The sequence below is a fragment of the Streptomyces sp. NBC_00102 genome (assembly GCF_026343115.1).
Lineage (GTDB): Bacteria > Actinomycetota > Actinomycetes > Streptomycetales > Streptomycetaceae > Streptomyces.
Window position 1 is genome coordinate 2,096,718 of sequence record NZ_JAPEMC010000001.1, and the last position, 11,290, is coordinate 2,108,007.

The window sequence follows — 11,290 nt, forward strand, 5'->3', positions numbered from 1 at the left end:
CCGCACCATGCCGCTGGACCACCGGCTCGCCGCCGAGCACGAGGAACTGCGCCGTACCGTCGAGGAGTTCGCCCACGAGGTGGTCGCCCCGAAGATCGGCGCCTTCTACGAACGCCATGAGTTCCCGTACGAGATCGTGCGGGAGATGGGGCGGATGGGCCTGTTCGGGCTGCCGTTCCCGGAGGAGTACGGCGGGATGGGCGGCGACTACCTCGCCCTCGGAATCGCCCTGGAGGAGCTGGCCCGGGTCGACTCCTCGGTGGCGATCACCCTGGAGGCGGGCGTCTCGCTGGGCGCCATGCCGGTGTACCGCTTCGGCACCGAGGAGCAGAAGCGACGGTGGCTGCCGAAACTCTGCTCGGGCGAGGCGCTGGGCGCGTTCGGGCTGACCGAACCCGACGGCGGCTCGGACGCGGGCGGCACCCGCACCACGGCGGTGCTGGACGAGGCGGCCGGCGAGTGGGTGATCAACGGCTCCAAGTGCTTCATCACCAACTCCGGTACGGACATCACCGAGCTGGTGACCGTGACGGCCGTGACCGGCCGCAAGGACGACGGCTCCCCGCGGATCTCCGCCATCGTCGTGCCGTCCGGCACTCCCGGCTTCACGGTCGCCGCCCCGTACTCCAAGGTCGGCTGGAACGCCTCCGACACCCGTGAGCTCTCCTTCGCCGACGTCCGCGTCCCGGCCGCCAACCTGCTCGGCGAGGAGGGCCGTGGGTACGCCCAGTTCCTCCGCATCCTCGACGAGGGCCGGATCGCGATCTCCGCCCTGGCGACCGGACTGGCCCAGGGCTGCGTGGACGAGTCGGTGAAGTACGCCGCCGAGCGCCACGCCTTCGGCCGCCCGATCGGCGCCAACCAGGCCATCCAGTTCAAGATCGCCGACATGGAGACCCGCGCCCACATGGCCCGCGTCGGCTGGCGCGACGCGGCCTCCCGGCTGGTGGCCGGCGAGCCCTTCAAGAAGGAGGCGGCCATCGCGAAGCTCTACTCCTCGACCGTCGCCGTGGACAACGCCCGCGACGCCACCCAGATCCACGGCGGCTACGGCTTCATGAACGAGTACCCGGTCGCCCGCATGTGGCGGGACTCCAAGATCCTGGAGATCGGCGAGGGCACGAGCGAGGTCCAGCGGATGCTGATCGCCCGGGAGTTGGGGCTGCCTGCGGCGTGAGGGCGGCGACGGTCCACCGCGCCCGGCGGCGGCCCGTCCCGGCCCGCGCCCGCCCTCAGCTCCCCGGCTCCGCGACGCGGCGGCGCACGTCGGCCGTCAGCTTCTCCAGCAGGCCGCTCAGGAGCGCGCGTTCGGTGTCGGTCAGGGAGGCGACGAGGGTGGCCTCCCTGCCGAGCACCGAGTCGACCGACCGCTCGATGACGGCCTGCCCCTCGTCCGTCAGAGAGACCATGACCGTGCGTCGGCCCGACTCCCCCGGCGACCGGCGTACGAGACCCTCGCGTTCGGCGCGGGCGACGCGCTGGGAGATCGCCCCGGCGGTCACCAGGGTGCGGTGGGCGAGTTCGCGGGTGCTGAGCGTGTAGGGCGGGCCGGAGCGGCGGATCACGGAGAGCAGGTCCAGGGTCGCGGCGTCGATCCCGGCGGCCCGCAGGACCCGGCCCCGGTCGTCCGCGAACAGCTTCGCGAGGCGCCAGAGGGGTGTCACGATCTCGATCGACTCGGTGGGGGTGCCGGGCCGTTCACGCCGCCAGGCGGCGGCGATCTGCGCGGCGGTGTGGAGCGGAAAGCCGTCACGGGCCATGTTCGGGAATTCGTCGGTCATCCTGCGGTCCCCCTGACGGGTCGACTACGTTTAGATCTAAACGTATCGCCGTTTGGAGGACATCATGCCCCGTCGCGTACTCGTCACCGGAGGAACGAGCGGCATCGGACGCGCCATCGCCGCACGCTTCACCGCCGAGGAGAGCGAGGCCGACGTCATCGTCACCGGTCGCCACGCCGACACCGTCGAGCGCACCGCCAAGGAACTGGGCGTACGGGGCCTCGTCTGCGACGCCACCCGACCCGACCAGGTCGCCGCGCTGGCCGACGGGTTGGGCGGGCCGCTGGACGTCCTGGTCAACGCGGCCGGCGGGCTGCCCGAGGACGCGCCGACCGACACCCCGCCCCTGGAGGCACTGCTCCACACCTGGCGGTCTGCGCTGGAGCAGAACCTGCTCGGCGCGGTCCTCACCACGGCGTCCGTCCAGGAGCATCTGGCCCCGGGCGGGGCGGTGATCAGCATCGGTTCCATCGGGGCCGAGCGCCGTGGCGGGGCGTACGGAACGGCCAAGGCCGCCCTCGCGGCGTGGAACGCCGGCCTCTCCGCCGACCTCGGCCCACGCGGCATCACCGCGAACGTCATCGCGGCGGGCTATGTCGCCGGCACCGGCTTCTTCCGCGGCGCCATGACGGACGAGCGGCACGACAACCTCGTACGCGAGACCCACACGAAGCGGGCAGGCACGCCCGAGGACATCGCGGCGACGGTGTACTTCCTCGCCTCGCCGGGCGCGGGACAGCTCACCGGGCAGACCGTCCACGTCAACGGAGGCGCTTTCACGACCCGTTGAGGCACCTCCGGAGCGGCCTCCATAACCGGTCGACACCGTTCCGGGCGCTGCGGCAGAGTTCGCCCATGACGACCCCGTACGAGCACTGGCCCCTGCACGGACTCCGTATCCGTACCCCGCGACTCGAACTCCGGCTCCCGGACACCACTCTGGCCGACCGGCTCGCGGCGGTGGCCGCGGCGGGTGTGCACGCGCCGGACCGGATGCCGTTCACGGTGCCGTGGACCGACGGTGAGCCCGGGGCGGTGGCGCGGGCGGTGTTCCAGCACGTGCTGTCCACGATCGCGAACTGGTCCCCGGAGAACTGGGCCCTGAGCCTCGCCGTGCTGCACGATGGGGAGGTCGTCGGGCGGCAGGACCTGATGGCCAAGGCCTTCGGGGTGACCCGCCAGGTGTCCACCGGCTCCTGGATCGGCCTCACCCACCAGCGGCAGGGGTTCGGGACGGAGATGCGGGCCGCCGCGCTGCACCTGGCGTTCGCGGGGCTGGGCGCCGAGAGCGCCGTGTCGGCGGCGATGACCGACAACCCGGCCTCCCTCGGTGTCTCGCGGCGCCTGGGCTACCTCCCCGACGGCACGGCGGTCGCCGCCGTGCGCGGGGTCCCGGTGACCCTCCAGCGGCTCCGGCTGGACCGGGCCGGATGGGAGGAGCACCGCAGGGTGGAGGTGTCGGTCGAGGGGCTCGACGCCTGCCGGAGCCACTTCGGGGCGTGACCCCCGGCAAAAGCCCCCGGACTCCGGGCGTGACCCCGACGGAAGCCCCCCGGACTTCGGGCACGACCCCCGACGGAAGCCCCTCGGACTTCAGGCGTGACCCCGGCGGGAGCCCTCCGCGCGTGGCTGCCCGGCCCGAACCCGCCCCCGGTGCGCCCCATCCGGCCACCGTGGCCTGATGGCCGCCGCCCCCGGCCCTGGAACCGACCGGGCGGACTGGGTCCGACAACCCGCGTTCCGGGGGCCTGGTCGCGGAGCGTCTCCGTGCACGGTGGCCCGCATCGGCCGGTACGGTCCGGCCCGAGCGCGGGTTACCGGGCGTAACCACCGGCTGGGGCGAACCGCTTCCGGCCATCTCCGGGGAACGCCCCCTGTGAACACCGCACCGAAGGCGCTTATGCCGCTGCGCCACATGTTTCCCACAGCTCCTGCCCGATTTCGGGCAGATTTCTTGCATAAGACTGTCTGCCCACGCAGTATCAACGGGTGCTCGAACGCCGCTCGTCCCACGACGACCTCATCGACCACCTCGTACGCTCCACCTCGCTCCAGCGCGGTGAAGCGGCCCGGGTGGTACTCGACGTGCTGGCGTTCTTCGACGAGACGACCGAGGCCTTCGTCCGGCGCCGCCACCGCGAACTGCAGTCCGGCGGCCTGGTCAACACGGAGATCTTCGAGCGGATCGCGGCCGAGCTGCCGCACCGCGCGGTGGCACCGCCGGAGCTCTCGCTCCGGCAGCTGCGCCGCATCGTCTACGGCTGAGGCAACGGCCGAGGCAAAGGCTGAGGCAAAGGCTGAGGCAACGGCCGGAGCAACGGCTGAAGCACCGGCCGGGGCCACCGCCGGGGGCCGGGCACCGCAGGGCATCTGTACGTCGTAGGAGGGGTAGAAAACATGTGCGGGATCGTCGGATACATCGGCAGGCGTGACGTCGCTCCGCTGCTGCTGGAAGGTCTGCAGCGGCTGGAGTACCGCGGGTACGACTCGGCGGGCATCGTCGTGACGGGCAAGGCCGCGGCGGGCAAGCCGGGCACGCTGAAGATGGTCAAGGCGAAGGGCCGCGTCCGCGAGCTGGAGGCCCGTATCCCCAAGCGCTTCGCGGGCACGACCGGCATCGCGCACACCCGCTGGGCCACCCACGGCGCCCCGAGCGACGAGAACGCCCACCCGCACATGGACGCCGAGAACAAGGTCGCCGTCGTCCACAACGGGATCATCGACAACGCCTCCGAGCTCCGCGCGAAGCTCGTCGCCGACGGCGTCGTCTTCCTCTCCGAGACCGACACCGAGGTGCTGGTCCACCTGGTCGCCCGCGCCCAGGCCGAGACCCTGGAGGAGAAGGTCCGCGAGGCGCTGCGCTCCGTCGAGGGCACCTACGGCATCGCGGTGATGCACGCGGACTTCAACGACCGCATCGTGGTCGCCCGCAACGGCTCCCCGGTCGTCCTCGGCATCGGCGAGAAGGAGATGTTCGTCGCCTCCGACGTCGCCGCGCTGGTCGCCCACACCCGCCAGGTCGTGACCCTCGACGACGGCGAGATGGCCACCCTCAAGGCCGACGACTTCCGTACGTACACCACGGAGGGCTCGACCACGACGGCCACGCCGACCACCGTGGAGTGGGAGGCCGAGTCGTACGACATGGGCGGCCACGACACGTACATGCACAAGGAGATCTCGGAGCAGGCCGAGGCGGTCGACCGCGTGCTGCGGGGCCGTATCGACGACCGTTTCTCCACCGTGCACCTGGGCGGCCTCAACCTGGACGCCCGCGAGGCGCGCGGGGTGCGCCGGATCAAGATCCTCGGCTGCGGCACCTCGTACCACGCCGGTCAGATCGGCGCCCAGCTGATCGAGGAGCTGGCCCGCATCCCCGCGGACGCCGAGCCGGCGTCCGAGTTCCGCTACCGCAACCCGGTGGTGGACCCCGACACCCTCTACGTCGCCGTCTCCCAGTCCGGCGAGACCTACGACGTACTGGCCGCCGTGCAGGAGCTGAAGCGCAAGGGCGCCCGGGTCCTCGGCATCGTCAACGTCGTCGGCTCCGCCATCGCCCGGGAGGCCGACGGCGGTACGTACGTCCACGCGGGCCCCGAGGTCTGCGTGGTCTCCACCAAGTGCTTCACCAACACGGTGGTCTCCTTCGCGCTCCTCGCCCTCCACCTGGGCCGCATCCGGGACCTGTCGGTCGCGGACGGCAAGCGGATCATCGCCGGTCTGCGCCGGCTGCCGGAGCAGATCAGCGAGATCCTGGCGAACGAGGACGAGATCAAGCGGCTGGCCGCCGAGTACGCGGACGCCAAGTCGATGATGTTCATCGGCCGGGTGCGGGGCTACCCGGTGGCCCGCGAGGCCTCGCTGAAGCTCAAGGAGGTCTCGTACATCCACGCCGAGGCGTACCCGGCCTCCGAGCTGAAGCACGGGCCGCTGGCCCTGATCGAGCCCGCGATGCCGACCGTCGCGATCGTGCCGGACGACGAGCTGCTGGAGAAGAACCGGGCCGCGATGGAGGAGATCAAGGCGCGCAGCGGCCGGATCCTCGCCGTCGCGCACCAGGTCCAGGAGAAGGCGGACCACACCATCGTCGTACCGAAGAACGAGAACGAGCTCGACCCGATCCTCATGGGCATCCCGCTCCAGCTCTTCGCGTACCACACGGCACTGGCCATGGGCCGGGACATCGACAAGCCGCGCAACTTGGCGAAGTCCGTCACCGTCGAATAGGCGAACGCCTCCTCGGCGTACGGGTGTCGGCCCCGCCGTGGCCGGACGGAAGCGGACGCGCACCACTCGATCGTGGTGCGCGTCCGCTTCTTCCGTATCCGGATGACCCGGCGTACTGATGTACAGCCCCGCATCATTGACGGTTCGTCAATCACGCCCGGGCGGTTGCGAGGTCAGGGGATGACGATGACAGGGCGTTGCGCGCGGCGGGCGAGACGGCCGGCCACGGAACCGAAGATCCGGCCCACCAGACCGTGCGTCGACCCGACGACGATGGCGTCGGCGGCATACTCGCGGCCGACTTCCTCCAGTTCGTGGCAGATGTCGCCGCCACGCTCGACCAGCACCCACGGCACCTCGGAGAGGTATTCCGCGCAGGCCAGTTCGAGCCCGAGCACCTCGGTGCGGTGATCGGGTACGTCGACGAAGACAGGCGGTTCACAGCCTGCCCAGACGGTGGTCGGAAGCCGGTTGGCGACGTGCACGATGATCAGTCCGGAGCCGGATCTGCAGGCCATGCCGATCGCGTAGGCGAGGGCTCGCTCACTGGACGTGGAGCCGTCGAAACCGACCACGACACCGTGCCGGAAGGCCGGGTCGCAGGAATGACGTGATTCTTCGACCGTCAGAGGGTCCGACCCGTGGTCGGTTACCTGTTTGCGGTCTGCGGGTTCAGGGGATTCGTGACCGGCCATCGGTGTCTCGGCGAAGAGAGTCCTCTTGAGGAGGGAACGACTGGGGGGACGTACTCGGCTGCGGGGCGCGTCTGTGCGGGGCTGTGGACTTGTGTCCGACGACCGTCCAGGACCGTGGCCCGACGACGGATGCCGAGGGCTGCTGTCCCGGGCTGCTGTAGGGCCCTTGTCCGGGAATCATCTTTCCAACCCTTTACCCCCAAGGGTACGGCGCCACTCCTCCACTGCCCAGACCGCCGCAAAGCGCGTGACACGCTTTGGGGGAGCATGCACGAGGCGGGGGCGGTTGGCAATGCCGGTTGCCCTCTACACCGAGCGTCCCGTGGCCATGGGCGACCGCCGCCCTGTTTTTCCGACGGGCCGGTATGGGCCGCGGCCGGGCTCCGACCCACGGCCGCTGCCCGGTACTGAGCCATGAAACAGCCCCTGTTGGCCATCCGCGGCCGTCTTGCGGCCACCGGCGGCCGCACCCGCGCGCCGGAGTTCGCGACCGGAGCGTGCGCGGGACGGCCGCCCGCCACCGACGCCGCCGCGCCCTTCCGGGCCTGGCCGGGCACAGGCGCAGGAGGGCGCACGGAGAGGCGCACCAGGCGCAAGCGAATTCCTTGCGTGCGCCGGTGAATCCGTTGCACCACCGGGCTCGCACGTGTTCTCCGGCGGACCGCCGTCCGCGCCTCCGGCCGGCGGCCCGCGACAGAGCGCGCGTCCGCGGCCTGGCTTCTTCGCGGGTATGCGAGGGGCGCGATCGAAAGCGTCCCGAGTACGCGGGGAGCGCGCCGGAGCGTGACCGAATCGCGTGCGCGCGACCGTCGAATTTCAGCCAACTTCACATCTGCGCCGAAACCTTGGCGATGTGCCCCTCATTCGCACTTGTCACCTGGCAGGAACGGACCGCGCGGTACGCTTTCACCCGACGCGGACGGGCCATGATCGCGACGCGCACTTCACAGTGCCGCTCGCGAGTGGAACGCTTCGTGATCGAACGCTTCACGCCACGTTGCCTTGTCGACTTTGAGCCGGTGAGGGAACGTGTCATTTCGGCATCGCGGGACGCAGTAGGTTCGATCTTGAAATCGGGCACTGGGGACACGTGCGGCACCGAGGGGACACGTGCAGGAGCGACAGGCCTGTAGGGACCAGGGAGACGCGAACACCGAGGGGGGCTTAGCGTCATGAGCCAGGACTCCGCATCCGCAACGGAGGCCGCACGGAAGTTGGCCGGGCGGCGACGCCGGGAAGTCGTAGCCGTACTGCTGTTCAGCGGCGGCCCGATCTTCGAGAGCTCCATCCCGCTCTCCGTGTTCGGCATCGACCGGCAGGACGCGGGCGTACCGCGCTACCGCCTGCTGGTCTGTGGCGGCGAGGAGGGACCGCTGCGCACCACCGGCGGTCTCGAACTCACCGCGCCGTACGGCCTGGAGGCGATCAGCAGGGCAGGCACCGTGGTGGTGCCCGCCTGGCGTTCGATCACCTCGCCGCCTCCGGTCGAGGCGCTCGACGCGCTGCGCCGGGCCCACGAGGAGGGCGCCCGCATCGTCGGGCTCTGCACCGGGGCCTTCGTGCTCGCCGCCGCCGGCCTGCTGGACGGCCGCCCGGCGACGACGCACTGGATGTACGCGCCGACGCTGGCCAAGCGCTATCCGTCGGTGCACGTCGATCCGCGCGAGTTGTTCGTCGACGACGGCGACGTCCTCACCTCGGCGGGTACCGCCGCCGGGATCGACCTCTGCCTGCACATCGTGCGTACGGACCACGGCACGGAGGCCGCCGGGGCGCTGGCCCGCCGGCTCGTGGTGCCGCCGCGCCGCAGCGGCGGTCAGGAGCGCTACCTCGACAGGTCTTTACCCGAAGAGATCGGCTCGGACCCGCTCGCCGAGGTCGTGGCCTGGGCCCTGGAGCATCTGCACGAGCAGTTCGACGTGGAGACGCTGGCGGCCCGCGCCTACATGAGCCGCCGTACGTTCGACCGGCGCTTCCGCTCGCTCACCGGCAGTGCGCCGCTGCAGTGGCTGATCACCCAGCGGGTGCTCCAGGCTCAGCGGCTGCTGGAGACGTCGGACTATTCGGTGGACGAGGTCGCGGGCCGCTGCGGCTTCCGTTCGCCGGTGGCGCTGCGCGGTCACTTCCGCCGCCAGCTCGGCTCCTCCCCCGCCGCGTACCGGGCCGCCTACCGGGCCCGCCGTCCGGGATCGGGTGCCGAGGCCGGAGCGGTCGAGGCTCCGGTGCCCGCACAGGTCGCGTCGGCGGTTCGGCGGGTGCCGACGGGTTCCACGGGGCTGGCCGCGTTCGCGGCCTCACCGGGGGCGCCGGTCCTCCCGGACGGATACACCGGCGGCCGCCCGGCCCTGCCGGGACAGCGGAGCGCCCCGTAGGGTGGGGGCCATGAACGACCGCATGGTATGGATCGACTGCGAGATGACCGGACTCTCGTTGACGGACGACGCACTCATCGAGGTGGCGGCTCTGGTCACCGACTCGGAGTTGAACGTGCTCGGCGAAGGGGTGGACATCGTGATCCGCCCGCCGGACGCGGCCCTGGAGACCATGCCCGAGGTGGTGCGGCGGATGCACACCACCTCGGGCCTCCTGGACGAGCTGGCCGGGGGCACCACCCTGGCCGACGCCGAGGCCCAGGTGCTGGCGTACGTGCGCGAGCACGTGAAGGAGCCGGGCAAGGCCCCGCTCTGCGGAAACTCCGTCGGCACCGACCGGGGTTTCCTCGCCCGCGACATGCAGGCGCTGGAGGGCTACCTCCACTACCGCATCGTCGACGTGTCCTCGGTCAAGGAGCTGGCCCGGCGCTGGTACCCGAAGGCGTACTTCAACAGCCCGGACAAGAACGGCAACCACCGGGCACTCGCCGACATCCGCGAATCGATCGCGGAACTGCGCTACTACCGCGAGGCCGTCTTCGTGCCCCAGCCCGGCCCGGACTCGGACCGCGCCAAGGAGATCGCCGCGCGCCACGTGGTGTCCGGCGACAAGTAGCGGCAAGCAGTCGCCGCCCCGCACAACCCCCTGATCACGGGCCCGGAAGGGCCCGTGGACGGGGCCGCGGAAAGGTGGCGCGAGCACCCCCGAAAACCCTGTACACTTTTTCTCGGCCGGTCGGAAACGCCCGGACGAACATGGTGGGTATAGCTCAGATGGTAGAGCACCTGGTTGTGGTCCAGGATGTCGCGGGTTCGAGTCCCGTTACTCACCCTTGAAGGGGAAGCCCCTGATCTGCGGAAACGCGGGTCGGGGGCTTCTTCGTGTTCCGGGCTGGCCAAACCGCGGCCAAACGCGGCCGGATTTTCGACCTACCGTCTGCGCCATGGCAACGATCAGGGAGCGGGTCCGCAAGGACGGTACGGCGAGTTTCCAGGTCCGCTGGCTCCAGGGAGGGCGCGGCGGCACCTGGGAGGCCGAGAGGTTCGAGGACCCCGAGCAGGCGGACACGTTCAGGAAGCTCGTCGACGCCCACAAGCAGCAGTGGCCCTACGGGTGGGTTCCCGGCCAGGGCTTCGTCGAGCCCGAGCAGGACCCCGACGACGTGCCCCTGACCGACTGGGCCCGGCGCTACGTCGACCGGCTCACCGGTATCGACCCGCGGACCCGGGACGACTACCGGCGCGAGGTGGACCGGCACATCTCCCTCATGGTGCACACCACCCGATCGGGACTGGTGATGCCGGCCACGATCGGGAACATCACCGCTGACGACGTCCAGGACTGGGTTCGGCTTCAGGAAGCGGGCCAGCCGGACGCGAAGCCAGGGCAGTGGGTCCGTCGACCGGCCTCGCCGAAGTCCACAGCCAATCGACACGGCCTGCTGTGGTGCATCGTGCAGGCGGCGATCGATGCCGATCCCCCACTGCGCACCAAGAACTGCTGCGCGAACACCCGCCTTCCTCGTGTCGACTACGGGACGTCCGAGGAGATGGTCTTCCTGGAGCAGGAGGAGTACCAACTCCTCCGCAAGCACCTCACCGACCCTGCGGCGCGAGACCTCGCCGACTGGCTGATCGGTACCGGCATGCGGTGGGGCGAGGCTACGGCTCTCCAGGTACAAGATCTTCGGCTGGGCGGCCCCAGGCCGACAGTCAACGTCCAGAGGGCCTGGAAGAGGTCGCCCAGGGGCGCGCAGACCTCGTTCTTCCTCGGGCCCCCGAAGACGAGGAAAGCGCGCCGTCTGGTCGCCCTCGCCCCGACGCAGGTGGACCTTGCCCGGAGGCTGAAGCAGGGGATGCCACCGGAGGCGTTCCTCTTCCGCACGCCGACGGGCAAGGCATGGAGGCATTCCAACTTCTACAACCGGAAATGGATACCCGCCGTCGCTGCCGCGATGGAGACCGGCCTCCCCCGCCGGCCTCGGATCCACGACCTGCGGCACAGCCACGTCGCCTGGCTGGTGGCCGCGAACATCCCTCTGCCGGCGATCCAGGCCCGGCTGGGCCACGAGTCGATCCAGACCACGATCGACCGCTACGGTCACCTGGCCCGGTCGCTCGACTCGGACATCAGTGCCGCCGTGCAGGCAGCCATGGGAAGCCGCCCGCCGTCTGATCACGGCCTGCGGTTGGTCAGCGCTTGAGCCACATCCCG

At 70.8% G+C, this 11,290-nt stretch carries 10 protein-coding genes and 1 tRNA gene; 9 read left to right on the plus strand and 2 right to left on the minus strand.

What is annotated here, in order from left to right; translation table 11 throughout:
* Window positions 1-7: 7 nt before the first annotated feature.
* The gene (locus OHA55_RS09220) at window positions 8-1,177 is read left to right on the plus strand and encodes an acyl-CoA dehydrogenase family protein (protein WP_266704602.1); all 1,170 of its coding nucleotides are present in this window, start codon (window positions 8-10) and stop codon (window positions 1,175-1,177) included.
* A gap of 55 nt (window positions 1,178-1,232) precedes the next feature.
* Here the strand turns inward: OHA55_RS09220 and OHA55_RS09225 are convergent, their stop codons facing one another.
* A complete protein-coding gene (locus tag OHA55_RS09225; RefSeq protein WP_266704604.1) occupies window positions 1,233-1,781 on the minus strand; it encodes a MarR family winged helix-turn-helix transcriptional regulator in 549 nt (182 codons plus the stop codon).
* Between the two features lie 64 nt (window positions 1,782-1,845).
* On the opposite strand from OHA55_RS09225, the gene OHA55_RS09230 reads away from it, so the two are divergent.
* From OHA55_RS09230 to glmS, 4 genes are all read left to right on the plus strand, one after another.
* On the plus strand, window positions 1,846-2,571 hold the full coding sequence (locus OHA55_RS09230; protein WP_266704606.1) for an SDR family NAD(P)-dependent oxidoreductase: 726 nt from the start codon (window positions 1,846-1,848) through the stop codon (window positions 2,569-2,571).
* A 65-nt stretch (window positions 2,572-2,636) separates the two neighbouring features.
* A complete protein-coding gene (locus tag OHA55_RS09235) occupies window positions 2,637-3,284 on the plus strand; it encodes a GNAT family N-acetyltransferase (protein WP_266704608.1) in 648 nt (215 codons plus the stop codon).
* 486 nt (window positions 3,285-3,770) lie between these two features.
* Complete coding sequence (locus tag OHA55_RS09240; protein ID WP_266704610.1) at window positions 3,771-4,046, plus strand: hypothetical protein; 276 nt, start codon at window positions 3,771-3,773, stop codon at window positions 4,044-4,046.
* A 132-nt stretch (window positions 4,047-4,178) separates the two neighbouring features.
* Window positions 4,179-6,008: a glutamine--fructose-6-phosphate transaminase (isomerizing) gene (gene glmS / locus OHA55_RS09245; RefSeq protein WP_266704612.1), complete on the plus strand. Its 1,830-nt coding sequence runs from the start codon at window positions 4,179-4,181 to the stop codon at window positions 6,006-6,008.
* A gap of 173 nt (window positions 6,009-6,181) precedes the next feature.
* On the opposite strand, the gene OHA55_RS09250 is transcribed toward glmS, so the two are convergent.
* Window positions 6,182-6,703, minus strand: coding sequence for a universal stress protein (locus OHA55_RS09250; protein WP_266704614.1), 522 nt, complete (start codon window positions 6,701-6,703; stop codon window positions 6,182-6,184).
* A gap of 1,172 nt (window positions 6,704-7,875) precedes the next feature.
* Here OHA55_RS09250 and OHA55_RS09255 point away from each other — a divergent pair.
* From OHA55_RS09255 to OHA55_RS09270, 4 genes are all read left to right on the plus strand, one after another.
* Window positions 7,876-9,075 (plus strand): helix-turn-helix domain-containing protein, encoded by a 1,200-nt coding sequence (locus OHA55_RS09255; RefSeq protein ID WP_266704616.1) that lies wholly within the window; start codon window positions 7,876-7,878, stop codon window positions 9,073-9,075.
* Window positions 9,076-9,085: 10 nt separating this feature from the next.
* A complete protein-coding gene (orn, locus tag OHA55_RS09260; protein WP_266704618.1) occupies window positions 9,086-9,691 on the plus strand; it encodes an oligoribonuclease in 606 nt (201 codons plus the stop codon).
* A 143-nt stretch (window positions 9,692-9,834) separates the two neighbouring features.
* Window positions 9,835-9,907: transfer RNA gene (locus OHA55_RS09265), tRNA-His, on the plus strand.
* A gap of 112 nt (window positions 9,908-10,019) precedes the next feature.
* On the plus strand, window positions 10,020-11,279 hold the full coding sequence (locus OHA55_RS09270) for a site-specific integrase (protein WP_266704620.1): 1,260 nt from the start codon (window positions 10,020-10,022) through the stop codon (window positions 11,277-11,279).
* Window positions 11,280-11,290: the final 11 nt, after the last annotated feature.

What these genes read in the sequence shown, in the direction of transcription:
- OHA55_RS09220 (WP_266704602.1), top strand. Translation starts at nt 8, where the DNA reads ATGCCGCTGGACCACCGGCTCGCCGCCGAGCACGAGGAACTGCGCCGT.
- OHA55_RS09230 (WP_266704606.1), top strand. Translation starts at nt 1,846, where the DNA reads ATGCCCCGTCGCGTACTCGTCACCGGAGGAACGAGCGGCATCGGACGC.
- OHA55_RS09270 (WP_266704620.1), top strand. Translation starts at nt 10,020, where the DNA reads ATGGCAACGATCAGGGAGCGGGTCCGCAAGGACGGTACGGCGAGTTTC.
- OHA55_RS09225 (WP_266704604.1), bottom strand. Translation starts at nt 1,781, where the DNA reads ATGACCGACGAATTCCCGAACATGGCCCGTGACGGCTTTCCGCTCCAC.
- orn (WP_266704618.1), top strand. Translation starts at nt 9,086, where the DNA reads ATGAACGACCGCATGGTATGGATCGACTGCGAGATGACCGGACTCTCG.
- OHA55_RS09255 (WP_266704616.1), top strand. Translation starts at nt 7,876, where the DNA reads ATGAGCCAGGACTCCGCATCCGCAACGGAGGCCGCACGGAAGTTGGCC.
- OHA55_RS09235 (WP_266704608.1), top strand. Translation starts at nt 2,637, where the DNA reads ATGACGACCCCGTACGAGCACTGGCCCCTGCACGGACTCCGTATCCGT.
- OHA55_RS09250 (WP_266704614.1), bottom strand. Translation starts at nt 6,703, where the DNA reads ATGGCCGGTCACGAATCCCCTGAACCCGCAGACCGCAAACAGGTAACC.
- glmS (WP_266704612.1), top strand. Translation starts at nt 4,179, where the DNA reads ATGTGCGGGATCGTCGGATACATCGGCAGGCGTGACGTCGCTCCGCTG.